Source organism: Novosphingobium cyanobacteriorum (assembly GCF_029436685.1).
GTDB lineage: Bacteria > Pseudomonadota > Alphaproteobacteria > Sphingomonadales > Sphingomonadaceae > Novosphingobium > Novosphingobium cyanobacteriorum.
In genome coordinates this window covers 169,921-193,659 of the sequence record NZ_JAROCY010000008.1, presented here as the reverse complement: position 1 = coordinate 193,659, position 23,739 = coordinate 169,921, and the positions used below count along the sequence as shown (strand labels likewise).

Genomic DNA, 23,739 nt, shown 5'->3' with positions numbered 1-23,739 from the left:
GCCAAGCCCGCACCCTCCAGGTGATCCATGAAACGCGCCCCTCGCAGCCGTCAACGCCATGATTTATATGCGAAATATCACGATTACGACAGCGAAATCAGCGACTTACTTGGAGAATGTGGGGTAAAAGTGCCATAAATTAACGATTGGCAACAAAATCTCCTATAGATCTACAAATTCCTTACTTCATGCGAATGTAATCGAGCAGTTGCGACAACGGCCTGCCGGTAAATCATACCGCCTCACCCCGGTTATCACGGTTACTTTCGAGTTAAGGCTCAACTGCAGCAATCCCTAAACCATGCTTCTTGATACGCTGCTTCCGGGACCACTTGGGGGCGGGAGACTATCATGGCGATCACCGGTTCAACCGGCACAGGGCTTGACCTGGCCATCGGCCTTGTCGTGAACGACTATGGGCTGAACGCGCGCATTTCCGGCGCGCAGATTCGCGAGGCGGCGGCAGCGGCCGACGGGATGAACATCCTGATCGTGGAAGGCATCCGCAAGCTAGGCCTGGCCAACGACGGCGAGATCACCACGTCCGACACCTATGCCCTCGCCAACTACTTGCGCACCAACTACCTGCCGCAGTTCATCGCACTGCACGGCAACGACGAAGCCGATCTGGAGACCGGTTTTCACAAGGCGCAAGGAGATGGAGGCGTCACCCGCCTTTTCGGCGAAGCGGCGGTCGACACTGTGCTCGACGACATTTACCACATCGCCTTCAAGATTGTGGGTGACCGGTTCCTCAACGAGGACGGTGACCTCAACGCACCGGTCAGCGAAGTCGCAACCTGGCTAAACAGCTTGCTCAAAGCCGATCTTGCGAAAGGCACTTTGGCTAACGCCAAGATTGATCCCTACGTTCACGGCACCACCGGCACCGGGCTCGACACGCTGGTGGAGAGGATCGTCGACGATGCGGGCCTGAACCACGAAATAGCCCTGCAGCAGATCAACGATGGCGCCCGCGCCGCCGATGGCATGGGCAAGATCATCGTGTCCGCCATACGCGCCACAGGAGTGGCCGACGATGGCCGGATCGACACCTTTGACGTCATCGAGATCAACCACTGGATCCGCGCCAACAAGCTTACGGAATGGATCAAGCTGCACGGCAACGATGAACGCGACCTGGAGACCGGCTTCCATCTGGTTCAGGGCGACGGCGGGCGAGGCTACCTCTATGGCGAGCGTGCGGTCGACACCGTGGCTGACGGGATTTTCCACCTCGGATTCGCGATCAAGGACGGCTACCTGCTCAACGAGGACGGCAACTACAACGTCGCGCTGTCTGACGTGGCCGACTGGCTGACCCTGTTGCTTGCGCCCGACCTTTCCGGCAACGGGCTGAAAAGCAACCACGCCGCGATCGACCTGACCGCAGTGAACAGCGACCGCGTGTTCTATAGCGGCCCAACCATCTCCGACAACGGCACCACCGGATCAAAGGAAGCGGGCACTGTGGCCGCCAGCCGCGTGGCCGAGGCGACCATCACCCTGGATTTCACGGCGAACCATCCTGACGATGGCCAAACACACGTGATCTTTTCCAAGGACGCGGCTTCCAACGCCGCTGGCGACGTTACCTGCTGGATCAACGACGGGCAGCTTTACCTGCTCTATCAGGACGGGACCAACGACCACTGGATCCGTGCTGAAGGGGTAACGATCCAGGCTGGCACCCAGTATTCGCTGGCCGTCACCTTCGGCCCCGGCGGCGTGGCGCTGTGGCTGAACGGGGAGCAGGTAGCGCTGGACGACGATGCGCTGGGCGGCCTTTCCAGCAACACCCGCTCGCTTGTGCTGGGTGCCGGCACCTGGGGGCGCGATGCGCAGAACCCTACGTGGACCTGGGATCACCTCGACGGAAAGATCGGGGCCTTCGGCATTTATGACCGCGTGCTGGATCGCTTCGAACTTGCGGCCATCAACCATTCCGGCCCACTGCCTGATGCCTGGCAGGGCGCAGCTGCCGCCGCCGGCGCGCAGCCGGCGGTTCATGCCGGAACCGGCCTGACTGGCGAAGTGTTCGACCGCAGCACCGGCTTCGATTCGATCGATGACCTGATCGCCCAGAGTGCGACCAAGGCGGCGAACTTTCACTTCACCGCCAGCACGGTCGATTTCGGCGGCGGCTGGAAGAGCGGAACATTGGGTTCGTTCCTGGGCGAAAACGCCGCGTTGAATGATGGCGGCGCATCAACAGACATGACCACCATCGGCATGCACATGAAGGGCTTCGTGTGGCTGTCGGCCGGCCAGCACCTTGTCACCGTGCGTTCGGACGATGGCTTCCGGCTCGATCTGGGCGGCAGCGAAGTGTCCAGCTATCCGTGGGGTCGCGGCTTTTCCGCCACCAGCGAGGCGATCACCGTGGCCAAGGATGGCCTCTACGCCATCGATCTCTATTACTTCGAGAACTACGGCGCGGAAGGCCTGCGGCTGGAGCTGGATGGCCAGACGATGACTGCGGATCACTTCTACGCAAGCCAGGCCGATTACCAGAAGGCGTTGGCCGACAACGGCGCCATGCCCGCCGGCGGCTTGCCGTCGGCCGATACCGGGCCACACGGCACCACCGGTACCGGCCTCGACGCGCTGGTGGATGTGATCGCCCATGATGAGGGCCTCATCAACTCGGTCTCGTCGGCGCAGATCGCCGCCGGCGCAGCGGCGGCCGACAAGATCAACCACATGATCGTGGATGCGGTTGATGCGCTGGGCGCGATGGATGACGGGGTCATCACCACGTCCGAAGCCTATGACATCGGCGATTATGTGCGGTCGACCTATGGCAGCGAGTTCACGGCCGCGCACGGAGACGACGAGGACGGCATCGAAACAGGCTTCCACCTGGTGCAAGGCGATGGCGGCACCAGTTATCTGTTCGGGCAGGACGCCGTGAATACGATCCTCGACGGGATCTATCACATCGGGTTCCAGACCAAGTGGGGTCGCTTCCTGAACGAGGACGGCAACGCCAACGCGCGAGTCGAGGATGTCGCCTATTGGCTGACCGAACTGCTCGGGGGCTCGACACCGGGAACGACCGGCACCGCGACCAAGCCGCTCGGCAGTGCGGCCTCGCCGGACGTGGTGGTGACCAGCGGGCTCAACAGCGTGCTGGCAGGTGGCGCCATGACCCTGACGCTTAAGGGTGTCGCCAGCAACGGCACCGGCAACAACGCCGCAAACGTGCTGACCGGCAACGGCTATGCCAACCAGCTCGATGGGCGCGGGGGTGACGACACCTTGGTGGGGGGTGATGGCGACGATACGCTGGTCGGTGGCCTCGGCGCCGACGATTTGACCGGCGGCGAAGGCAGCGACATCTACTGGCTGGACAACATCGGCGATACGATCCACGAGACAGACGCCGATACGGGCGGCATGGACACCGTGGTGCTCGAGCGCAACACGCTGGCCGGATACACGCTGGCTGCCGGCTTGGAGAACCTTCGCGGCGAGAGCAGCACGCGCGCCCTCACACTAACCGGCAATGACGATGCCAATCACATCACAGGCGGCGCAGGGGGTGACACCATCACCGGTGGCGAAGGTGACGACGAGCTGGAAGGCGAAGGTGGCATCGACACCATCGATGGTGGAGACGGCAACGACGAGATCGACGGCGGCCGCAGCGGTGACACGATGCGCGGCGGGCTGGGCGACGACACCTATGAAGTTGACAGCAGGAAGGATGTGGTCGTCGAGAAGTCAGGCGAAGGCCAGGACCTGGTCCGCACCGGCATCAATTACACGCTGACCGCCAATGTCGAGGACCTGCAGCTGACCGGCATGGCCAAGACGGGCATAGGCAATGCGCTGGCCAACCACATCGACGGAAACGGGCAGGACAACCTGCTCGACGGTGGCGCTGGCGCGGATGTGCTGCGCGGCGGGGGGGGAAATGACATCTATGTGGTCGATACCGGAGGCGACCAGGTTCTGGAGGATGACAACGCCGGGATTGACCGGGTCGATTCGGCGATCACCTGGTCACTTGGCGCAAACCTCGAAAACCTTGCCCTCACTGGAACGTCCGCAATCTCCGGCTTCGGCAACAATCTAAACAATGCACTGACCGGTAATGCCGCCGCCAACACCCTGCGCGGTGGGGCCGGGTTCGACGCGCTGTCCGGCATGGGCGGGAACGACACCCTTGTCGGCGGCAGCGGGGCGGACCGGATGACCGGCGGCGCAGGGGCAGACACCTTCGTGTTTGAAAGTCTGACCGACCTGCCGAACACAGGCACGGATCGTGACAGGATCCTCGACTTTTCGCATACGGAGGGCGACCGCATCGACCTCTCGAAGATTGATGCCAACGGCAGCGCAGCCGGCGACGGAGCATTCCAGCTCGTCGCCAAGCTGGACGCAAACGGCGTGGGCCAGCTTGCAGTCACCGGGAAAGCAGGTTTGTGGACCCTATCCGGAGATATCGACGGTGACGGGACCGCCGATTTCTCGTTCATCGTCATCGCCACCGATGCGCCGGTGGCCGCGGACTTCGTGCTTTAAGCCGACTTCTTCAGCAGGGCGGAGCGGGTGCAGCGGCACACCGTTTCGCCCCGCTGATTGAGCAGTTCATGCAGGAAGGTGACGATCCCGGCATCGGGGCGTGACTTGCTTTCGCGCAGTTCGACCACTTCGCTGGTGGCGCGCATGGTATCACCGATGAACACCGGCTTGGGCATCACCAGCTTGTCATAGCCCAGGTTCGCCACCAGCGTGCCCAACGTGGTATCGCCCACCGAAAGCCCGACCATCAGCGCGAAGGTGAAGGTGCCGTTGACGAGGATCTGGCCGAACTCGCTGGCCCGCGCCGCTTCGGCATCGATGTGCAGCGGCTGCGGGTTGTGGGTCATGGTCGAGAACAGCAAGTTGTCGGTCTCGGTCACGGTGCGGCGAACATCGTGCTCGATCCGGTCTCCCACCTGCCACTGATCGAAAAACCGGCCCGCCATTCGTCTCGCCTCCCTCAGACTGCCCCCCCGTGAAGGGGAAGGCATTGCGGTCTATTCCGCCTTTTCCACCCGTGCCAGCAGAGCATCCACCTGCACCTGCGCGCCCGCTTCCACGGTCAGTTCTGCCACGGTACCATCGAACGGCGCGGTCAGCGCGTGTTCCATCTTCATCGCTTCCAGCACCAGCAGCTTCTGCCCCTTGGTCACCGCCTGGCCAGCGGCAACATCGACGGAAATGACCTTTCCGGGCATGGGCGCGAGGATCGCGCCGTTGGAAGCGATGCCGCCCGCGCCACCTTCCGTGCGCGCCAGCCGCATGAGGAAGCGTTCGCCGCCTTCATCGATGGTGGTAACGGGTTCGGCCGGCCAATCATCGATCGTCGGTTCATCGAGCAGCGCTGTCTCGAAAGTGCGGCCGAACTGGTCGGCCAGGCGCACATCCCGGCGCGGTGCTGCGTTCAGGCGCAGGCCGGACTGGCTGGCCCACGGCGTGGCGCCGGGCGTTCCGACCAGCCGAGAAGCCGCGCGCGACCGCTCGCCCACGGCAGGCTCAGGCCGTGTGGTCAGGCTTTCCAGGTTGCGTTCGATCAGCCCGGTATCGACCACGCCCGCACCGAAGGCGGGATGGCCCAGCAGGCGCCACAGGAAGCCGCTGTTGGTCACAAGCGGACCCACAACGCCTTCTTCCAGCGTCTCGCGCAGGCCCTCGACGGCTTCGGCGCGGGTGTCACGATGGACAATCAGCTTGGCGATCATCGGGTCATAGAACGGCGAGATCACCGCCCCCGCTTCCACCCCGGTGTCAATGCGGGCACGGTAGTGCGGATAGAGGAAATCGTCGACGCGGCCGATGCTGGGCAGGAAACCACGCGCAGGGTCTTCGGCGTAGAGGCGTGCTTCCATCGCCCAGCCGTTGATGGAGAGTTCGTCCTGCGTCCTTGGCAGGGGCTCACCGCTCGCCACGCGCAGTTGCCATTCCACCAGGTCCACGCCGGTGATCTCCTCGGTCACCGGGTGTTCCACTTGCAGGCGGGTGTTCATTTCCATGAACCAGATGCGGTCGGCGCGGAGGCCTTCGCTGCCATCGGCGATGAACTCGATGGTGCCAGCGCCTTCATAATCCACCGCCTTGGCCGCGCGCACGGCGGCGCCACAGACAGCCTCGCGCGTGGCTTCATCCATGCCCGGTGCGGGGGCTTCCTCGATCACCTTCTGGTGGCGGCGCTGCAACGAACAGTCACGCTCGAACAGGTGGACGACATTTCCGTGGCTGTCACCGAAGACCTGCACTTCGATATGGCGGGGCGAGAGGATGTACTTTTCGATCAGCACGCGGTCGTCGCCGAAGCTCGATGCGGCTTCGCGCCGGCATGAAGCGAGCGCTTCGGCAAAGTCCGCTGCCGCATCGACCCGGCGCATCCCCTTGCCGCCGCCGCCGGCGACCGCCTTGATCAGCACGGGATAGCCGATGGCGTCGGCCTCTGTCTGCAGTCGCTCGGGCGACTGGTCCTCGCCGAGATAACCCGGCGTGACCGGCACACCGGCCGCGATCATGCGCGCCTTGGCCGCGTCCTTGAGCCCCATCGCGGTGATCGAATGCGGCTTGGGCCCCACCCACACCAGCCCGGCATCGAGCACGGCCAGCGCGAATTCCGCGTTCTCGGACAGGAAGCCATAGCCGGGATGGATGGCCTCTGCCCCGGTGGCCCTGGCCGCGGCGATGATGCGTTCGCCCACAAGATAGCTCTCGCGCGCCGGCGCAGGGCCGATATGCACGGCTTCGTCCGCGCTGCGCACGTGCAGCGCCTGCGCGTCGGCATCGGAATAGACCGCCACGGTGCGGATGCCGAGGCGGCGCGCGGTGCGGATCACCCGGCAGGCAATTTCGCCACGGTTGGCGATCAGGAGGGACTTGATCATGCCGTTCCTCCTCACATCCGGAACACGCCGAACGGCGCGCGCTCGGCAATCGGGGTTTCAAGGCAGGTTTCCAGCGCGAGCCCCAGCACATCGCGCGTTTGCGCGGGGTCGATCACCCCGTCATCCCACAGGCGGGCGGTGGCGTAATAGGGATTGCCTTCGTCCTCGTACTTCTGCCGGATGGGAGCCTTGAAGGCCTCGGCCTCCTCGGGCGTCCACTTCTCGGCGTCGCGGTGCACCGTCGCCAGGACGGAGGCCGCCTGTTCGCCGCCCATCACGCTGATCCGCGCGTTGGGCCAGGTGAACAGGAAGCGCGGCTGATAGGCGCGGCCGCACATGCCGTAGTTGCCCGCGCCGAAGCTGCCCCCGATCAGCACGGTGATCTTGGGCACCTGCGCCGTGGCCACCGCCGTCACAAGCTTGGCCCCGTGCTTGGCGATGCCCTCCGCCTCGTACTTGCCGCCGACCATGAAGCCCGAGATGTTCTGCAGGAACAGCAGCGGGATGCGGCGCTGGCAGGCAAGTTCGATGAAATGGGCGCCCTTCTGCGCGCTTTCCGAAAAGAGCACGCCGTTGTTGGCGAGGATCGCCACCGGCATTCCGTGGATATGCGCGAACCCGCAGACCAGCGTGGAGCCATAGAGCGCCTTGAACTCGTGGAACTCGCTGCCATCAACGATCCGCGCGATCACCTCGTGCACGTCATAGGGCGCGCGCACGTCTTCGGGGATGATGGCGTAGAGATCTTGCGGATCGAACTTCGGCGGCACCGGTGCCTTGCGCGCAACGCCCGCATCGCCGGCGGGGCCAAGGTGGCTGACGATGTCTCGCACCAGCGTGAGCGCGTGTTCGTCGCTGTCAGCCAGGTGATCGACCACGCCGGACTTGCGCGCGTGGAGGTCACCCCCGCCAAGGTCTTCGGCGGTGATCTCCTCGCCCGTCGCCGCCTTCACCAGCGGCGGTCCGGCAAGGAAGATGGTGCCCTGGTTGCGCACGATCACCGTCTCGTCGCTCATCGCCGGAACATAGGCCCCGCCGGCGGTGCAGCTGCCCATCACGCTGGCGATCTGCGGGATGCCCTGACCGCTCATCCGCGCCTGATTGTAGAAGAACCGGCCGAAGTGGTCGCGGTCTGGAAAGACTTCCGCCTGGTTCGGCAGGTTGGCCCCGCCGCTGTCGACCAGATAGATGCACGGCAGGCGGTTTTCGGCGGCGATCTCCTGCGCGCGCAGGTGCTTCTTCACCGTCATCGGGAAATAGGTGCCGCCCTTCACCGTGGCGTCATTGGCGAAGATCATGCACTGGCGGCCCGAAACGCGGCCCACGCCGGCGATGATCCCGGCACCCGGCACCTCGTCGCCATACATCCCGTTCGCGGCGAGTTGCCCGATCTCGAGAAACGGCGAGCCCGGATCGAGCAGGCGCTCCACGCGATCGCGTGGCAGCAGCTTGCCGCGCGAGACATGCCGTTCGCGGCTGCGCGCATCACCGCCCAGCGCCGCCTGCGCCACCCGCGCGCGCAGTTCGTCGGCCAGGGCGCGATTGTGCGCGGCGCGCGCCTGCGCCTGCGGGCTGGAGAGGTCGAGGTTGCTCGTCAGCACGGGCGCGGTCATCGGCGAACCTCCAGGTAAGGCTTGGGATCAGTCACGCGGCAGTTCCCGGATCTCGATCGTGCCGCCCGCTTCATACACGGGATTGCCGGAAAGGAACGCTTCGGCGCCGGCAAGGTCCGCGGCACGCACACGGATGGAGCCGGTTACCGGCAAGGCACCTGCCCCGATGGCACCATCCTTGCGGAACCGCCGGCCCGCACCGATGCTGCTGCCGCCGTCGAAGCACCCCGAGCGGTGGAGGGCGCCGAAATAGGCATCCCACGCTGCGCCATCCTCGGCCCGCACGGCATCGTCGTGCATCAGCAGGATGAAATCCTTCACGAACCCGCCCCGATCAGTTCGCGGCCGATCAGCATCCGCCTGATCTCGTTGGTGCCCGCACCGATATCGAGCAGCTTGGCATCGCGCAGGTAGCGTTCCACCGGCCAGTCCTTGGTATAGCCCGCGCCGCCCAGCGCCTGCACCGCCTCTCCCGCCACACGGAAGGCGTTCTCGCTCGCCAGCAGGATCGCGCCGGCTGCGTCGAACCGGGTGGTCTGCCCGGCGTCGCAGGCCTTGGCCACGGTATAGACATAGGCCCGCGCCGATTGCAGCGCGACATACATGTCCGCCACCTTCGCCTGCATCAACTGGAACGCGCCGATCGGCTTGCCGAACTGTTTGCGCTCGCGAACATAGGGAATGACCGTGTCGAGGCAGGCCTGCATGATGCCGATCTGCATGCCGGCCAGCACCACGCGTTCGTAATCCAGCCCGCTCATCAGCACCCCCACGCCGCCGTGCAGCGGGCCCATCACGTTTTCTTCCGGCACGAAGCAATCGTCGAACACCAGCTCGCAGGTTGGGCTGCCGCGCAGCCCCATCTTGTCGATCTTCTGGCCGATGGAGAAGCCGGGCATGTCCTTTTCGATCAGGAAGGCGGTAATGCCCCGGCTGCCCGCCTCGGGCGCGGTCTTGGCATAGACCACCAGCGTATCGGCATACGTGCCATTGGTGATCCAGAACTTGGTGCCGTTGAGCCGGAAGCCGCCCGCGACCGCATCGGCGCGCAGCTTCATCGAAACGACGTCGGACCCGGCCCCCACCTCTGACATCGCCAGCGAGCCGACATGCTCGCCCGAAACCAGCCCGGGCAGATACTTCGCCTTCTGCTCGTCATTCCCCCAGCGGCGGATCTGGTTGATGCACAGGTTGGAATGCGCACCATAGCTGAGGCCGACCGATCCGCTGGCGCGGCTAACTTCCTCAACCGCGATCACGTGGTCGAGATAGCCGAGGCCCAGGCCGCCCCATTCTTCCTCCACGGTCACGCCGTGCAGACCCAGTTCGCCCATCGGCTGCCACAGTTCGCGCGGGAAGCGGTCGTTCGCATCGATCTCGGCAGCCAGCGGGGCGATCTGCTCATCAGCAAAGCGACCAGCCGCCTCACGGATCATCATGGCGCTTTCGGTCAGGCCGAATTCGAGATCGGGGGTCGCGCGCATCGCTCAGGCTCCTCTTTTCGGGCGCAGGATAGCAGGAACGACGCAAAGGAAAACTTGGCGCGGGGGCAAGCATTGCATAGAAGCAATCTATGATAGAACGCCATTTGCTGCGCTATTTTCTGGCTGTGGTCGATACCGGCACCTTTTCGGGTGCGGCATCGCTGTGCCGGGTTTCACAGCCCACTGTGTCGAGCGGGATCGCCCGGCTGGAGCACGTGGCCGGACAGGTGCTGTTCAACCGGTCAAACCGCCGGGTGGAACTGACTGCGGCCGGCGCGCGGCTGCTGCCCCATGCACGGCGGATAGAGAACGAGTTTGCCGAGGCGCAGCGGTCGGTCACCGAGATCGACCCCGCAACGGTGGTGCGGCTGGGCGTGGCCAGTACACTTGCCACCGGAATGGTGGAGCGCGTGGCCGCCGCACTGCTCGCCAAGCCGGGCCTGCAGCTCGAAGTGGTGGAACGGCGCCCTGGCGAAATGGCCACGCTGCTCGATCGTGGCCGGGTCGATCTGGTAATGGGCCCGCTCGACGGCGCTGCCAGCCGTCGCCATGTCACGCTGTTCCACGAACCGTTCGAACTGGTCATGCGCGAAGGCCACCACCTTGCCGGTGCGGACCTGCTGCGCTGCGATGATCTGATGGACGAGGCGATGCTGGTGCGCCGCCAGTGCGAGGCGCTGCCTCAGGTCAGCCGCTTTTTCACCGCGCGCGGGGTGCGCCCGTTCATGGCGGCGCGAAGCCAGAGCGAGGAGCGCATCGCCGGCTATGTCCGCGCGGGGCTGGGCCTGACGGTCATGCCGCGCAGCCTGATCGAGCCCGGAATCGTTGCGCGCCCGCTGGCAGGGCTGGAACTGGAACGGACCGTGGGCCTGACCTTCGATGCCGATGGTGAAGGGCGGCTGACGCGCGCGGGGGTGATCGAAACGATCGCACAGGCCGTGGCCCAGCATGGTTGATCAACTGAATGGGGCCAGCCCGTCCAGAACCATCCGCACCAGGTCCGCCTGCCCCCTCGCCCCAGTCTTGGCGTAGATCCGCTTGGAATAGTTGCGCGCGGTTTCCGGCGTCAGGCGCAGGCGACGGCCCGCTTCAAGGATCGATTCGCCCATGGTCAAGGCATGGGCCAACGCGGCCTCGCGGTCGGACAAGCCATGGATCGCGGCGATCGTCCGCACCGCGCTCCGCTCATTCTCGCGTCTTCCCATGCGCAGTGTCGCGATCACCGCCGGCGCCGCATGCGGTTCGACCAGTGCAAGGTTCGCCTTGCGAAGCAGCAGCCAGATGGCCCGGCGCTCGTCCACCATCAGCGCGGTGGTAGCGCCGGCTGGAGCAGCAGCCAGTTCTGCACAGCGGGCTTCTAGGGCACGCGCCGTTTCAGGCAGCAGCTGCAGCCGCCGGCCCTGGGCATGATCGGGATCTGGCAGGAACGCCAGCCACCGCTCGGCCTCGGGATCGGCCGCCATCACCCGTCCGCCCGCGTCCAGCGCCAGTTGCCCAGCCCCCATCCGGGCCAGCGCCGCTTGCGCCATTGCCGCCTGCAGGCGCTGCTCGATCAACGCGCCCAGTGTGCGCAGCGCGGAGGCAAGATGCGGGGCGATGGTGGAGAGGGTCGCGACGGCGGATGCACTGAAGTCCTCCCGCTCACGCACCAGCAGCAGCCACGCATCCGCCACGCCGGGCGCGCTGATACGCAACCACCGTCCATAGCGGACACCCATTGCATTCAGCACTTCCCGCTGTCGGGCCAGTTGGTCGCGACGGTCATAGTCAAGCATTTCGTCAAGGTCATAGACCCGCTCCGATCGCAACTGGCCATAGGGATGCAGGTTCAATGCATGGATCTGGCGGAAGTCCAGCGGCGGTTCGTTCGCCGCGCGGGGTGCAGCAACATGGAGCACGGTCGGTTCGTGATCGGCAGGGGCATTGGCCAGCGCAATCAGCATGAAGGCGCGCCGGGCATAGGTCCGCGCCACAAGGTTGCGCATGAACGCGCTCCACGGAGGGTTCTCGTGAATGCCCTCCACAATCGGCAGAAAAAGTTCACGTTGATCAGCGGGTAGAAAAGCCATGTCATTTTGCTCCCACATGGGAGCATATTCGTCAATCCGCTGCGGCGAATGAGCGGTCAACCGCCACTGCGGAGAGAGAGATGTCAGACCTGATCAGCAAATCCCGATTGACCCATATCCAGCGGCTTGAAGCCGAAGCCATCCACATTATGCGTGAAGTTGTCGCTGAATCCGACAACCCCGTGATGCTCTATTCGGTGGGCAAGGACAGTGCGGTAATGCTGCACCTTGCACGCAAGGCATTCTATCCCTCGCCGCCGCCCTTCCCGCTGCTGCACGTGGACACCACCTGGAAGTTCCAGGACATGTACGCCCTGCGCAACAAGATGGCCGAAGAAAGCGGCATGGAGCTGCTGGTCTACCAGAACCCGGAAGCGGCCGAGCGCGGCATCAACCCCTTCGACCATGGCGCGCTCCACACCGACATGTGGAAGACCGAAGGCCTGAAGCAGGCGTTGGACAAGTACGGTTTTGATGCGGCCTTCGGCGGCGCGCGGCGTGACGAGGAAAAGAGCCGCGCCAAGGAGCGCATCTTCTCTTTCCGGACAGCCAGCCACGGCTGGGATCCCAAGAACCAGCGCCCGGAGCTGTGGAACCTCTACAACGCCCGCAAGAACAAGGGCGAATCCATCCGCGTGTTCCCGATCTCGAACTGGACCGAGCTCGACATCTGGCAGTACATCCACCTCAACGACGTGCCGATCGTGCCGCTCTACTTCGCCGACGAGCGACCGACTTATGAATGGGAAGGCGGCCTGTTCATGGCCGACGACATCCCGCGGCTGGAAAAGGTGCTGGGCTACCGTCCCGAGATCACCATGAAGTCGGTCCGCTTCCGCACGCTGGGTTGCTTCCCGCTGACCGGCGCTGTGGAGAGCACCGCCAAGACCTTGCCCGAAGTGATCCAGGAGACGCTGCTGACCACCACCAGCGAGCGCCAGGGCCGCGTAATCGACAAGGACGCCGGCGGTGCCGGCATGGAAGTTAAGAAGCAGCAGGGGTATTTCTGATGACTGACCAGATCACCAAGGAAGAACCCGTCTACGTCACCGAGGCGCTCATTGCCGAGGACATCGACGCCTATCTTGATCAGCACCAGCACAAGACCATGCTGCGCTTCATCACCTGCGGGTCGGTGGACGATGGCAAGTCCACTCTGATCGGCCGCCTGCTCTATGATTCGAAGATGATCTTCGAGGATCAGCTCGCCGCGCTGGAAACCGACAGCAAGAAGGTGGGCACGCAGGGGCAGGAGATCGATTTCGCGCTGCTGGTCGATGGCCTCGCCGCCGAGCGCGAACAGGGCATCACCATCGACGTCGCCTATCGCTTCTTCAACACCGAAAAGCGCAAGTTCATCGTCGCCGATTGCCCCGGCCACGAACAGTATACCCGCAACATGGTGACCGGCGCCTCCACCGCCGATCTTGCGGTGATCCTGATCGATGCGCGCAAGGGCGTGCTGGTGCAGACGCGCCGCCACAGCTACCTGTGCCACCTGATCGGCATCAAGAACATCGTTCTGGCGGTCAACAAGATGGACCTGGTCGATTACGACCACGCCGTGTTCGACGCGATCGTCAAGGACTATGCCGAGTTCGCCCGTTCGATCGGGATCGAAAGCTTCACCGCGATGCCGATTTCCGGCTTCAAGGGTGACAACATCACCACGCTTTCGGCCAACACCCCGTGGTACAAGGGGCCGACGCTGGTCGAACACCTCGAGACGGTGGAAGTGCTGTCCTCGGTCGATGCGGACAAGGCCTTCCGCATGCCGGTGCAGTGGGTCAACCGCCCCAATCTGGACTTCCGCGGATTCTCGGGCCTGATCGCAACGGGTTCGGTCAAGCCGGGCGATGCCGTGCGCGTGCTGCCCTCGGGCAAGACCAGCACCGTCACCCGCGTTGTCACGCTGGATGGCGATCTGGACGAGGCCGTCGCGGGTCAGTCTGTCACTGTGTGCTTCGCCGACGAGATCGACTGCTCGCGCGGCGATGTGATCGCCACTGCGGACAACCCGCCGCAGGCCGCCGATCAGTTCGAAGCTACGCTGGTCTGGCTGAATGACGAGGCCATGCACGTGGGCCGCGCCTACTGGCTGAAGCTCGGCACGCAGACCGTCTCGGTCACCGTGCAGCAGCCGAAGTACGTGGTGAACGTCAACACCATGGAGCAGCTGGCGGCCAAGACGCTGGACCTCAACGCCATCGGCGTGGCCGAGCTGACCACCGACCGTGCGATCGTGTTCGAACCCTATGCCGACAGCCGAACGCTGGGCGGGTTCATCCTGATCGACAAGATCACCAACGCCACCGTCGCCGCGGGCATGCTGAACTTCAGCCTGCGCCGCTCGCAGAACGTCCACTGGCAGGCGCTTGACGTCAGCCGCGAAGCGCACGCCGCGCTCAAGAACCAGCGCCCGGCGGTCCTGTGGTTCACCGGCCTGTCCGGCTCGGGCAAGTCGACCATCGCAAACCTCGTGGAGAAGAAGCTGCATGCCCTGGGCAAGCACACCTTCCTCCTCGATGGGGACAACGTGCGCCACGGCCTCAACAAGGACCTTGGCTTCACCGAGGCGGACCGCATCGAAAACATCCGTCGTGTGGGCGAAGTCAGCAAGCTGATGACCGATGCCGGCCTCATCGTGCTGACCGCGTTCATCAGCCCGTTCAGGGCGGAGCGGGAGATGGTGCGGGCGATGCTGCCGCAGGGCGAGTTCGTGGAAGTGTTTATCGACACCCCGCTGGAGGAAGCCGAACGCCGCGACGTGAAGGGCCTCTACAAGAAGGCGCGCAGCGGGCAGCTGAAGAACTTCACTGGCATCGACAGCCCCTACGAAGCGCCTGAGCAGCCCGAAGTGCGGGTGGATACGACGCGCGAAACGCCGGAAGATGCGGCCGAGCGCATCGTCAACCTGCTGCTGGGAGCGAAGTGATGGCGATGAGCGATGCGGAACTGGCCGCGCATCTTGCCGAAGTGGCCGGCCGCCTGCTGATCACCGTGCGTGACAGCGGCGTGCTGAGCCTCAAGGCGCTGGGCAAGGCGGGCGATGCCACCGCCAACCAGTTCCTGTGCCACGCTCTGCGCGAACAGCGGCCCGAGGACGCGCTGCTGTCGGAAGAGGAAAAGGACAACCTCGACCGGCTGAACGCCAGCCGGGTGTGGATCGTCGATCCGGTGGACGGCACGCGAGAGTATGGCGAGGCGCGCGAGGACTGGGCCGTGCACGTAGGCCTGGCGGTAGACGGCGCGCCGGTGCTGGGCGCGGTGGCGCTTCCGGGCGCGAAGGGTGGCGAAGGCATAGTGCTGCGCACGGACGCGCCCGTGCCCGTGCCACCCGCGCCCGAAACGCTGCGCATGGTGGTGAGCCGCACGCGCCCGGCGAAGGAAGCTGTGGCCGTGGCCGAGGCGATCGGCGCGGAGCTGGTGCCGATGGGCAGCGCCGGGGCCAAGACCATGTCAGTGATCCTGGGGCAGGCGGACATCTACCTGCATTCGGGCGGGCAATACGAATGGGACAGCTGCGCCCCCGCCGCCGTCGCCATCGCCCACGGCCTCCACGCCAGCCGCATCGACGGCAGACCGCTGGTCTACAACCAGGCTGACACCTACATGCCCGACCTGCTGATCTGTCGGAAGGAGCATGCCGAGAGGGTGCTGGCGGAGATCGCCAAGCTCGATATCTGATGGAGTGCACCACCCGGCACAGCGCCGGGTGGTGAGCCCTGCTGGGTTCGAACCAGCGACCTACTGATTAAAAGTCAGTTGCTCTACCGACTGAGCTAAGGGCCCACGTCCCGCGCGGGAGCGCGTCACCTAGGGGCGCGGCGGCGGCGGGTCAAGCGGGTGTGGAGGTGCTGCACGCAAAGGCCGGTCAGCGGATCGCGCCAGCGCGGGGCCACGGCGCGGGCCGGGCCGAGCACGAAATCGCGCGTGCGGAATTCGCGGTGCGGGATGGTGAGCGCATCATCGCTCCAACAGCCGCCTTCCCACAGCACGATATCAAGGTCGAGCGTTCGCGCTCCCCAGCGCGCGCCGCGCCGGATACGGCCAAAGTCATGCTCCACCTGCTGCAGCAACGCCAGCAGCCCCGGCGGATCACCGGCCCAGTGGACCACCGCCACGCCATTGGCATAGCGACGGCGCGAAGGGCCGAGCGGTGCGCTTTCGATAACCGGGGACCGCGCCTCCACCGGCGCACCCGCAGCCTCCACCGCAGCCAGCGCCGCGATCAGCACATCGCGCGGGCCACCGTGCCGGGAGTGCGGCACGTTGGAGCCCAAGGCGATGAGATAGCGATCCGGCAAGATCAGATATCTTCGGCCAGCCGCCCGTAAAGCTGCGGCCGGCGATCACGAAAGAAGCCCATGCCGGCGCGGTGGGTGGCGGCCTGCTTCAGGTCCAGCGTCGAGACGAGGACCCCGGTCTCCTCGCACCCGTATTCGGCAAGGAAATCGCCCCATTCGTCACAGATGAAGCTGTGGCCATAGAACCGCTGGTCGTTCTCTTCCATGCCGATGCGATTGGCAGCGACCACCGGCATGCAGTTCGATGCGGCATGGCCGATCATCGCGCGGCGCCAGATGCGGCTGGTGTCGAACTCCGCGTCATAGGGTTCGGAGCCGATGGCGGTGGGATAGAACAGCACCTGCGCGCCCATCAGCGCCATGGCGCGCGCGCATTCGGGATACCACTGATCCCAGCACACGCCCACGCCGATCCGCGCGCCGAACACGTCCCACACCTTGAACCCGGTGTTGCCGGGGCGGAAATAGAACTTCTCCTCATAGCCCGGCCCATCGGGAATGTGGCTCTTGCGGTAGATGCCCATCACCTCGCCACCGGCGTCGATCATCGCCAGCGTGTTGTAGTAATGGTGGCCGTCACGCTCGAAGAAACTGGTGGGGATGGCCACGCCCAGCGCCTTGGCCAGGCCCTGCATCGCCTTGACCGAGGGGTCCTCGCCCAGCGGATGCGCCAGCGCGAACAGGTCCTGGTCCTCGTGCTTGCAGAAATAGGGGCCCGCGAAAAGCTCGGGCGGCAGGATCACCTGCGCACCCTGCGCGGCGGCCTGTTCCACCAGCGCGGAAACGGCGGCGATGTTCTGCTGCTCGTCGGCATTGAGCGCGAGTTGCAGGGCGGCGACGGTGAGCTTGGTCATGCGCGCGGACTTATTGCGCCTTCACGGGCAATTCAACGTCCAGACGATGACAGGCGGGCGGCTGCTTCCTATCTTTGCGGGCGAATGGAAACGAAAGGACAGCAAATGGCCGAGGCAATCATGGCGGGCGGCTGCTTCTGGTGCACCGAAGCGGTATTTCGCGACGTGATCGGGGTGAGCCAGGTGGAAAGCGGCTATATCGGCGGGCACGTGCCCGACCCGACATACAAACAGGTATGTTCGGGCGACACCGGCCATGCCGAGGCGATCAGGGTGACCTTCGATCCCGCCGTGGTCTCCTATGGCCAGTTGCTCGACATGTTCTTCGCAACGCACGATCCCACGCAGCTGAACCGCCAGGGCAACGACGTGGGCACGCAGTACCGCTCGGCGCTGTTCCCGCTGGACGATGAACAGAAGGCCGAGGCGCAGGCCGCGATCGAACGTGCGGGCGCGAATTGGCCGCAGCCGATCGTCACCACCATCGAAGGACCGGCCCATTGGTATCCGGCTGAAGACTATCACCAGGAATACTGGGAAGGCGAAGGCCAGCGGAACCCCTATTGCCTTGCGGTGATCCCGCCCAAGCTGATGAAGCTGCGCAAGAGCTTTGCCGAGAAGGTGAAGGGGTGAGATTACAGGTCCTCCCCGTTTTTGTGAAGCACAAACGGGGAGGTGGATCGCCCGAAGGGCGAGACGGAGGGGCTTTTACCCCTCCACCACCCACTCGGTGAGCGGTCCCCCTCCCCATTTGTCCTGCGGAGAAATCGGCAGGATCACCTGGATCGGATCGCCTTCCGCCACCGCGCGGCGAAGAAGCCGTCGATACCGCCGGCTTGCGCCAGCATGCCGGGGTCGCTGCGCAGCCAGCCTTCGGCGGTGGGAGTCAGGCCGGCGGGCAGATCTTGCAACATGATGGGCGCGGGGGTGAGTGCCGTGAAGGCGCGGGCATGCGCCTCGCCCTCTTCCGGCTCCAGCGAGCAGACCGCATAGACCAGCGTACCGCCGGGGGCGAGCCAGGTGGCGGCGCGTTCCAGCAGGGCGTGCTGGAGCTCTGCCAGTTCGGCAATCGCGGGCAGGCGGTGCAGCACGTCGGGGTGACGGCGGCAGGTGCCGGTGGCGGTGCAGGGCGCGTCGATCAGGATCGCATCGAACGGCGCGTCGGGCTGCCACGTCAGCGCATCGGCAGCCACGACCTCTGCATCCAGTTGGGTGCGCTTCAGATTGTCGCGGAGGCGTTCGATCCGCCGGGCAGACTTGTCGATCGCGGTCACCCGCCAGCCGGCGGCGGCCAGCTGCATGGTCTTGCCGCCCGGTGCGGCGCAGAGGTCCAGCGCGCGGCCGGTGCCCCGGCCGATCAGGCGGGCGGGCAGGCTGGCGGCAAGGTCCTGCACCCACCATGCGCCGTCGCCAAAGCCGGGCAGCGCCTCCACCGCGCCGCCGCGTGGCAGGCGCACATGGCCCGGCATCAGCGATGAGCCGCCAAGACGATCGCACCACTCCGCCGTCGCGCCGTAATCGCGCAGGGTAAGGTCGAGCGGAGGCGGTTGCGAAAGGCCGGCCGCGATGGCTTCCACGCGCCCCGGCCACGCGCGCTGCCACCGTGCCTCGACGGCAGGCGGCAGGGTGGGATTGGCCGGCAGTTCTGGTGCCTGCTTCAGCACCGCCGAGAATACGCCATGCGCCAGCCGGCGCGGGCCGCCTGCCAGCAGCGGCAGGCCGGTGGCGATCACCGCATGGGGCGGCAGGCCCAGCCGCAGCGCCTGCGCCAGCATCAGCAGCAGCACCGCCCGCGCCTTGGCATCGTCGGGCAGGCGCTGGCGCGTGGCACCGTCGATCAGCGCATCAAGATCGGCCAGCCAGCGCAGGGCCTCCTGCACGATGGCGGTGGCAAGCGCGCGATCATCGCCGCGTTCGATGCCGCGCAGGAATGGGGGGGCAATCTGGTCCAGCGGCTCACCGCGATGGAGCACTGCGTCCAGCATGCGCAGCGCGGCGCGGCGGACGGGCACGCCGGGGGCGTCGGCGGCATCGGATGATCTGGGCGGTCTGGCCATCGGCCGCCTATCGGCGCTTGTGCCCCCTTTGGCAATTGCAACTGCGCTGCCAAGGCCCCATCTGCATGGCCATGACCAATCCGACTCCCCGCGCGACTCAGCGCCCGGCCAATTTCACGCCGCCGGAGCACTGGACCAACGACCCCGCCCCCGCGCCCCAGCCGATCGTGCAGGGCGAAGATCCTGACGGGCTGGACCCGACCCGCTTTGGCGATTGGGAAAAGAACGGCATCGCCATCGATTTCTGATGGGGCCGCACCGGCCTATTTCGGCCTTACGGCGAAGGGCGGCAGGGTGTGCCAGCCCCACGGATTGGGGGCAAAGCCGGTCACGTTGCTGCGCACCAGCGACCAGCGCAGCGGTCGGGCAATCGGGATGTAGCCATTCGCGGCGGTCATCTCGGCCTCTGCCTCACCCAGCAGGGCGGAACGCTGGCGCGGATCACGCGCGCCAAGGGCCTCGGTCAGGCGCTGGTCTCCGGTGGGGCTGCACACCGCCTTGCGCACGGCGCAGGACAGCTGGTTGAGGAACCAGGTCGCCCTGCCATAGCGCGCCACGCTGTCCACCAGCCGCAGGTCCGCCCTCGCCCCTTCATCCACCCGGGTCAGCGTTATGCCCACGGCGGCGAAATCGGCGCGCAGCCGTTCCAGCACCAGTTGCGAACCCGGCCCCGCCGGCATCGCCACCGACACCACGGGCGAAGCGTTGCCCGCCGCCTTCCATCGCGCCACCCGTTCGGCCGCCAGCGCGCGGCGCTGTTCCTGCGCCATGCCCAACCAGCGTTCGCCCACGGTGCCAAGGTCGCCTTCCACCCCGGCAGAAACCACCCGCGTGGTCGGCTGCCAGCCGCCCACATTGAACGCGGCCAGCAGCGCGTCGCGATCAATCGCCAGGGCCAGCGCCTCGCGATTGGCGGGTTGTGAAAGGAAGCCGGCGCCGTTTTCAACCATCAGCCCGAACAGGCCGATCACCGGGTCAAGCTGCACGTTGCCGCGCGTCAGCCCACCGATCCCGGCCAGCGGCAGCGAATCGATCTTCCCGCCCAGCACAACGTCGACATAGCCATCGTTGAAGCGGTTGACCGCGCGGCCGACCGGACTGACTTCCAGCATCAGGCTGCGGCTGCGTCCGGCGAAGTCTTCCTGCGCGGGCAGGCCCAGCTTTTCCGGCGGGATCAGCGTCAACACCGCGTTCAGCCCGTCGCGCTGCAGGCCCATCGGCCCCGATCCGCGCTTTTCATGCAGCAGGCCCAGTTCGGGCTGCGCCAGCAGGGTCAGCAAATCGGGATTGGGGGAAACGAGATCGATCTCCACCACCCGGTCCGCCATCACGCGGATCTGGTCGATCCCGGCAAGGTCCAGCGCCAGCGCGGTGCCTTTAAGCCCGGCAATCGCCTTGTTCAGCGCGGCAACAGCTTCCTCGGCGGTGATTCGCGATCCGTCGGGCCACACCCCGTCGCGCAGGCGAAAGATATAGGCCTCGCCATCGTCGGTGATGATCCAGCGGTCGGCCAGCCCCGGCACCACGCGCCCTTCGGCGTCAAAGCCCACCAGCCCTTCGATGGTCGCCGCGCGCAGCACCTGCGCCGCGGGGGAAAGGCGCGCACCGGCGGTGCGGAAGGCGTCCTCGTCACCCACCAGCGCCACTGGCAGGGGCCCCTGCCCGCGCCCGCATCCGGCCAGGCACAGCGCCAGCAATACGGATGGGAAAAGGCGCGGCGAACGTCGCATCGCCTTACGCTAGCAAATGGAATTGCCCGGGTCAGGCCCAAAAGGCCTGCACATGAAACTAGATCTTGCGCACCCGCGTCGGGTCAACCTGCTTGATCGGCACCTTGACGAAGCGTGGCGTGGCATCGTCAACCACCGGGGCTACGTTGGCCCGCGCCAGCTTGGGATCGATATCCTCGGAAAAGGCGATGCCGAAGCGGTTGTCCTGAATCCAGGCAACCACGCCTTCAACCCAGCCGATGTTGCGAAGGTTAACCTCCACCTTGCTGCCGCGCATCACCTTCACGTGGCCTTCGGCCATCATGCCGCCGGCGGAAAGGTTGCGCACCTTCACGCGATGTTCGTCGGTGCTCCTCTCCAGGCGCAGATCCGCCATCAGGAAAAGGCTGTCCCGCCCAAGCTGCCGATGATCCAGTTCGCTCACCGCCCGGTTCCGCTTCATTTCCCGAAATCGCCCTGCAAGATAGCCGGACCGCCCGGCCAACTCTCAACGGCGAATACGCAAGAGTTTCTATCCGTCTCCTAACCGGGAACGGCAAAAAAAGTCTTAACGGGAAGGTAACTTAACCAAGGTTGGCAATGGCCGTGCCAATGCGGGACGGTTTCACCGCCCCGCGTTAATCCATTTACATATCGCGCGAAATCTTCTCGCGCCGCTCGTGCGCCTGCTGCGCTTCCACCGTCATCGTGGCGATCGGACGGGCGATAAGTCGGCCCAGGCCGATCGGTTCACCCGTTACTTCGCAGAAACCATATTCGCCCTCGTCGATTCGACGCATCGCCGAATCGATCTTGGCGATCAGCTTGCGCTGGCGGTCGCGGGTGCGCAGTTCGATGCCCCAGTCGGTTTCGCTCGATGCGCGATCGTTCAGATCAGGCTCGCGAATCGGGCCTTCCTGCAGCGCCGACAGCGTGTTTTCCGAAGCCGAGAGGATCGACCTCTTCCATTCGAGCAGCAGGCGGCGGAAATAATCCTGCTGCTGCTCGCTCATGTAGGGTTCGCTGTCACTCGGAACATAGTCACCCGGCATCGCCCTGCGGGCTTTTGCCAGAACGTCAATCTCGTCACCCAAAACACCAGCCATCCGGCCCTCCGAGATACCCGACTTACCGACCCTCCCGGCCCCTTGCGCGTCTGAGGAGACGCCCGGCAGCTTCTATTGGCGCGCCTATACGAGCGCGCCTGAATCGGCACAAGCCATTCCTCGCCCTATGCACGGGACAGATGAAGGAGAGCCGAACAAGGGTTGCTAAAGCCTGATGGCAACAATCTGGTCCGATCCGGCAAGTATCTGCCGTCTCCGGCATCCGCGTTAACCATTTGTTGACCATAAACGGTGACCTTCCCCTTCATGGACGGCGCACAGGGGTTGTGCCGACAGGGGAAAACGTCAGATGGCACAGACCTGGATCAAGCTGGTGGCCGACGATGCCGCCACCGTGAATACCGCCGCAGAGGAAGCGGCCAGCGCGCTTGTCGCATCCTGCCTCGCCGCCGCCGCGCAGGGCGACATGGAGGCCTACTTCGACCTTGGCGTCGCCTTTTCCACCGGCAGCCACGGCGTGGCGGTTGATCTGATCGAGGCGCACAAGTGGTTCAACCTCGCCGCCGTGGGCGGGCATGAAGAGGCCGCCGGCTGCCGCGCCGATGTTTCGGAAGACATGACCGCGCGCGAGATTGCCGAGGCCCAGCGCCGCGCCCGGGAATGGCTGCGCGCCACCCGCCCGGATATCCGCGCGGCCTGAGATTCAGGCGGCGCCGCTTTCCTCGCCCTTGGCTGGAAACCGCGCGCCGACATGCGCCATACCACGCGCCTCGGCCAACAGGACCTGGCGATGCCGCTCCCGCGCCGAAGCGCGCTGCGCCTCGCTCCGCTCGCCATGGCAGGCGGCGCAGGAAACGCCCTCCTCGTAAAGCGGCGATGCGCGGTCTTCCGCGTTCAGCGGCCGCCGGCATGAACGGCACAGCGTGTGCGTGCCCGGCGCAAGGCCGTGGCCCACAGCCACGCGCTCGTCGAACACGAAGCATTCGCCGCGCCACAGGCTCTCGTCTTCGGGCACCTCCTCCAGGTACTTGAGGATGCCGCCCTTCAGGTGGAACACTTCCTCCACCCCTTCGGCCTTGAGGAAGGCGGTCGATTTCTCGCAGCGGATGCCGCCGGTGCAGAACATCGCCACCTTCGGCGCCTTCCCCTCGCCCAGCAGCCGCTCCCGCTCGGCCCGGAACCACGCGGGGAAATCGCGGAAACTGGCGGTCTTCGGATCGATCGCGCGTTCAAAGGTGCCCGCCGCCACCTCGTAATCGTTGCGCGTGTCGATCACGATGGTTTCCGGATCTGCGATCAAGGCATTCCAGTCGTGCGGCGAGACATAGGTGCCCACGCTGGCGCGCGGATCGATGCCCTCCACGCCCATGGTCACGATCTCGCGCTTGATCCGCACCTTCATGCGGTGGAACGGCATCGCCGCCGCGCCGGAATACTTCACGTCGGTCTCGGCCATGTCCGGCTGCGCGCGGATGAAGGCGACCACCGCCGCGATGCCCTCGGTCGTGCCGGCAATGGTGCCGTTGATCCCCTCGGGCGCGACCAGTAGCGTCCCCTTGATCGCGTTCGCGGCGCAGACCTGCGCCAGCCGATCGCGCAGATCGGCACAATCGGCCACGTGCGCGAACCGGTAAAGCGCGGCGACAGTCACCGGCATGGCATGATCGACCCTGTCCATCCCGC

At 65.5% G+C, this 23,739-nt stretch carries 21 protein-coding genes and 1 tRNA gene; 8 read left to right on the top strand and 14 right to left on the bottom strand.

Annotation, left to right across the window (positions count from 1 at the left end):
- Window positions 1-351: 351 nt before the first annotated feature.
- Window positions 352-4,530, top strand: a complete 4,179-nt coding sequence (locus POM99_RS10650) for a LamG-like jellyroll fold domain-containing protein (protein ID WP_277277542.1) — start codon at window positions 352-354, stop codon at window positions 4,528-4,530.
- On the opposite strand, the gene POM99_RS10645 is transcribed toward POM99_RS10650, so the two are convergent.
- From POM99_RS10645 to POM99_RS10625, 5 genes are read right to left on the bottom strand one after another with little or no spacing between them, the layout of a single operon-like run.
- On the bottom strand, window positions 4,527-4,976 hold the full coding sequence (locus POM99_RS10645) for a MaoC family dehydratase (RefSeq protein ID WP_277277540.1): 450 nt from the start codon (window positions 4,974-4,976) through the stop codon (window positions 4,527-4,529). The genes POM99_RS10650 and POM99_RS10645 overlap by 4 nt on opposite strands.
- A 51-nt stretch (window positions 4,977-5,027) precedes the next feature.
- The gene (locus tag POM99_RS10640; RefSeq protein ID WP_277277539.1) at window positions 5,028-6,896 is read right to left on the bottom strand and encodes an acetyl/propionyl/methylcrotonyl-CoA carboxylase subunit alpha; all 1,869 of its coding nucleotides are present in this window, start codon (window positions 6,894-6,896) and stop codon (window positions 5,028-5,030) included.
- Window positions 6,897-6,907: 11 nt separating this feature from the next.
- Window positions 6,908-8,509: a carboxyl transferase domain-containing protein gene (locus POM99_RS10635; RefSeq protein WP_277277538.1), complete on the bottom strand. Its 1,602-nt coding sequence runs from the start codon at window positions 8,507-8,509 to the stop codon at window positions 6,908-6,910.
- Between the two features lie 27 nt (window positions 8,510-8,536).
- Window positions 8,537-8,830: a YciI family protein gene (locus POM99_RS10630; RefSeq protein ID WP_277277537.1), complete on the bottom strand. Its 294-nt coding sequence runs from the start codon at window positions 8,828-8,830 to the stop codon at window positions 8,537-8,539.
- The gene (locus tag POM99_RS10625) at window positions 8,827-9,993 is read right to left on the bottom strand and encodes an isovaleryl-CoA dehydrogenase (RefSeq protein WP_277277536.1); all 1,167 of its coding nucleotides are present in this window, start codon (window positions 9,991-9,993) and stop codon (window positions 8,827-8,829) included. Before POM99_RS10625 ends, POM99_RS10630 begins: the two co-directional genes overlap by 4 nt.
- A gap of 89 nt (window positions 9,994-10,082) precedes the next feature.
- On the opposite strand from POM99_RS10625, the gene POM99_RS10620 reads away from it, so the two are divergent.
- Window positions 10,083-10,949 (top strand): LysR family transcriptional regulator, encoded by an 867-nt coding sequence (locus tag POM99_RS10620; protein ID WP_277277535.1) that lies wholly within the window; start codon window positions 10,083-10,085, stop codon window positions 10,947-10,949.
- Here the strand turns inward: POM99_RS10620 and POM99_RS10615 are convergent, their stop codons facing one another.
- The gene (locus POM99_RS10615) at window positions 10,950-12,062 is read right to left on the bottom strand and encodes a helix-turn-helix transcriptional regulator (protein WP_277277534.1); all 1,113 of its coding nucleotides are present in this window, start codon (window positions 12,060-12,062) and stop codon (window positions 10,950-10,952) included. It abuts the gene before it with no gap.
- Window positions 12,063-12,142: 80 nt separating this feature from the next.
- On the opposite strand from POM99_RS10615, the gene cysD reads away from it, so the two are divergent.
- From cysD to POM99_RS10600, 3 genes are read left to right on the top strand one after another with little or no spacing between them, the layout of a single operon-like run.
- Window positions 12,143-13,072 (top strand): sulfate adenylyltransferase subunit CysD, encoded by a 930-nt coding sequence (cysD, locus tag POM99_RS10610; RefSeq protein WP_277277533.1) that lies wholly within the window; start codon window positions 12,143-12,145, stop codon window positions 13,070-13,072.
- Complete coding sequence (gene cysN / locus POM99_RS10605; RefSeq protein WP_277277532.1) at window positions 13,072-14,997, top strand: sulfate adenylyltransferase subunit CysN; 1,926 nt, start codon at window positions 13,072-13,074, stop codon at window positions 14,995-14,997. The genes cysD and cysN overlap by 1 nt, the downstream gene beginning before the upstream one ends.
- Before the next feature lie 5 nt (window positions 14,998-15,002).
- Window positions 15,003-15,749 (top strand): 3'(2'),5'-bisphosphate nucleotidase CysQ, encoded by a 747-nt coding sequence (locus tag POM99_RS10600; RefSeq protein WP_438823007.1) that lies wholly within the window; start codon window positions 15,003-15,005, stop codon window positions 15,747-15,749.
- Window positions 15,750-15,778: 29 nt separating this feature from the next.
- On the opposite strand, the gene POM99_RS10595 is transcribed toward POM99_RS10600, so the two are convergent.
- The 3 genes from POM99_RS10595 to aguB all read right to left on the bottom strand — a co-directional run bounded on the left by POM99_RS10595 (window position 15,779) and on the right by aguB (window position 17,223).
- Window positions 15,779-15,854: transfer RNA gene (locus tag POM99_RS10595), tRNA-Lys, on the bottom strand.
- A 20-nt stretch (window positions 15,855-15,874) separates the two neighbouring features.
- Window positions 15,875-16,333 carry a 2-amino-4-hydroxy-6-hydroxymethyldihydropteridine diphosphokinase gene (folK, locus tag POM99_RS10590; RefSeq protein ID WP_277277530.1) on the bottom strand — a complete coding sequence of 153 codons (459 nt, stop codon included), beginning with the start codon at window positions 16,331-16,333 and terminating at the stop codon, window positions 15,875-15,877.
- Window positions 16,334-16,371: 38 nt separating this feature from the next.
- Window positions 16,372-17,223, bottom strand: a complete 852-nt coding sequence (gene aguB, locus POM99_RS10585) for an N-carbamoylputrescine amidase (RefSeq protein WP_277277529.1) — start codon at window positions 17,221-17,223, stop codon at window positions 16,372-16,374.
- Between the two features lie 105 nt (window positions 17,224-17,328).
- Here aguB and msrA point away from each other — a divergent pair, with 105 nt between their 5' ends.
- Window positions 17,329-17,856, top strand: a complete 528-nt coding sequence (msrA, locus tag POM99_RS10580) for a peptide-methionine (S)-S-oxide reductase MsrA (RefSeq protein WP_277277528.1) — start codon at window positions 17,329-17,331, stop codon at window positions 17,854-17,856.
- A gap of 143 nt (window positions 17,857-17,999) precedes the next feature.
- On the opposite strand, the gene POM99_RS10575 is transcribed toward msrA, so the two are convergent.
- Window positions 18,000-19,280 carry an RsmB/NOP family class I SAM-dependent RNA methyltransferase gene (locus POM99_RS10575; RefSeq protein WP_277277527.1) on the bottom strand — a complete coding sequence of 427 codons (1,281 nt, stop codon included), beginning with the start codon at window positions 19,278-19,280 and terminating at the stop codon, window positions 18,000-18,002.
- Window positions 19,281-19,351: 71 nt separating this feature from the next.
- Between POM99_RS10575 and POM99_RS10570 the strand changes: the two genes are divergently transcribed.
- A complete protein-coding gene (locus POM99_RS10570; RefSeq protein WP_277277526.1) occupies window positions 19,352-19,528 on the top strand; it encodes a DUF1674 domain-containing protein in 177 nt (58 codons plus the stop codon).
- Window positions 19,529-19,543: 15 nt separating this feature from the next.
- On the opposite strand, the gene POM99_RS10565 is transcribed toward POM99_RS10570, so the two are convergent.
- From POM99_RS10565 to dksA, 3 genes are all read right to left on the bottom strand, one after another.
- Window positions 19,544-21,010, bottom strand: coding sequence for an ABC transporter substrate-binding protein (locus POM99_RS10565; protein WP_277277524.1), 1,467 nt, complete (start codon window positions 21,008-21,010; stop codon window positions 19,544-19,546).
- Window positions 21,011-21,068: 58 nt separating this feature from the next.
- A complete protein-coding gene (locus tag POM99_RS10560; RefSeq protein WP_277277522.1) occupies window positions 21,069-21,452 on the bottom strand; it encodes a PilZ domain-containing protein in 384 nt (127 codons plus the stop codon).
- Window positions 21,453-21,636: 184 nt separating this feature from the next.
- Window positions 21,637-22,095 carry an RNA polymerase-binding protein DksA gene (dksA, locus tag POM99_RS10555; RefSeq protein WP_277277521.1) on the bottom strand — a complete coding sequence of 153 codons (459 nt, stop codon included), beginning with the start codon at window positions 22,093-22,095 and terminating at the stop codon, window positions 21,637-21,639.
- 310 nt (window positions 22,096-22,405) lie between these two features.
- On the opposite strand from dksA, the gene POM99_RS10550 reads away from it, so the two are divergent.
- Window positions 22,406-22,756, top strand: coding sequence for an SEL1-like repeat protein (locus POM99_RS10550; protein ID WP_277277519.1), 351 nt, complete (start codon window positions 22,406-22,408; stop codon window positions 22,754-22,756).
- 3 nt (window positions 22,757-22,759) lie between these two features.
- On the opposite strand, the gene trhO is transcribed toward POM99_RS10550, so the two are convergent.
- Complete coding sequence (gene trhO / locus POM99_RS10545; RefSeq protein ID WP_277277517.1) at window positions 22,760-23,734, bottom strand: oxygen-dependent tRNA uridine(34) hydroxylase TrhO; 975 nt, start codon at window positions 23,732-23,734, stop codon at window positions 22,760-22,762.
- Window positions 23,735-23,739 lie beyond the last annotated feature (5 nt).

Excerpts from the sequence above, each read along its gene's own strand:
- POM99_RS10650 (WP_277277542.1), top strand. The coding sequence starts at position 352 with ATGGCGATCACCGGTTCAACCGGCACAGGGCTTGACCTGGCCATCGGC.
- POM99_RS10645 (WP_277277540.1), bottom strand. The coding sequence starts at position 4,976 with ATGGCGGGCCGGTTTTTCGATCAGTGGCAGGTGGGAGACCGGATCGAG.
- POM99_RS10640 (WP_277277539.1), bottom strand. The coding sequence starts at position 6,896 with ATGATCAAGTCCCTCCTGATCGCCAACCGTGGCGAAATTGCCTGCCGG.
- POM99_RS10635 (WP_277277538.1), bottom strand. The coding sequence starts at position 8,509 with ATGACCGCGCCCGTGCTGACGAGCAACCTCGACCTCTCCAGCCCGCAG.
- POM99_RS10625 (WP_277277536.1), bottom strand. The coding sequence starts at position 9,993 with ATGCGCGCGACCCCCGATCTCGAATTCGGCCTGACCGAAAGCGCCATG.
- POM99_RS10620 (WP_277277535.1), top strand. The coding sequence starts at position 10,083 with ATGATAGAACGCCATTTGCTGCGCTATTTTCTGGCTGTGGTCGATACC.
- POM99_RS10615 (WP_277277534.1), bottom strand. The coding sequence starts at position 12,062 with ATGGCTTTTCTACCCGCTGATCAACGTGAACTTTTTCTGCCGATTGTG.
- cysD (WP_277277533.1), top strand. The coding sequence starts at position 12,143 with ATGTCAGACCTGATCAGCAAATCCCGATTGACCCATATCCAGCGGCTT.
- cysN (WP_277277532.1), top strand. The coding sequence starts at position 13,072 with ATGACTGACCAGATCACCAAGGAAGAACCCGTCTACGTCACCGAGGCG.
- POM99_RS10600 (WP_438823007.1), top strand. The coding sequence starts at position 15,003 with ATGAGCGATGCGGAACTGGCCGCGCATCTTGCCGAAGTGGCCGGCCGC.
- aguB (WP_277277529.1), bottom strand. The coding sequence starts at position 17,223 with ATGACCAAGCTCACCGTCGCCGCCCTGCAACTCGCGCTCAATGCCGAC.
- msrA (WP_277277528.1), top strand. The coding sequence starts at position 17,329 with ATGGCCGAGGCAATCATGGCGGGCGGCTGCTTCTGGTGCACCGAAGCG.
- POM99_RS10575 (WP_277277527.1), bottom strand. The coding sequence starts at position 19,280 with ATGGCCAGACCGCCCAGATCATCCGATGCCGCCGACGCCCCCGGCGTG.
- POM99_RS10570 (WP_277277526.1), top strand. The coding sequence starts at position 19,352 with ATGACCAATCCGACTCCCCGCGCGACTCAGCGCCCGGCCAATTTCACG.
- POM99_RS10565 (WP_277277524.1), bottom strand. The coding sequence starts at position 21,010 with ATGCGACGTTCGCCGCGCCTTTTCCCATCCGTATTGCTGGCGCTGTGC.
- POM99_RS10560 (WP_277277522.1), bottom strand. The coding sequence starts at position 21,452 with ATGAAGCGGAACCGGGCGGTGAGCGAACTGGATCATCGGCAGCTTGGG.
- dksA (WP_277277521.1), bottom strand. The coding sequence starts at position 22,095 with ATGGCTGGTGTTTTGGGTGACGAGATTGACGTTCTGGCAAAAGCCCGC.
- POM99_RS10550 (WP_277277519.1), top strand. The coding sequence starts at position 22,406 with ATGGCACAGACCTGGATCAAGCTGGTGGCCGACGATGCCGCCACCGTG.
- trhO (WP_277277517.1), bottom strand. The coding sequence starts at position 23,734 with ATGGACAGGGTCGATCATGCCATGCCGGTGACTGTCGCCGCGCTTTAC.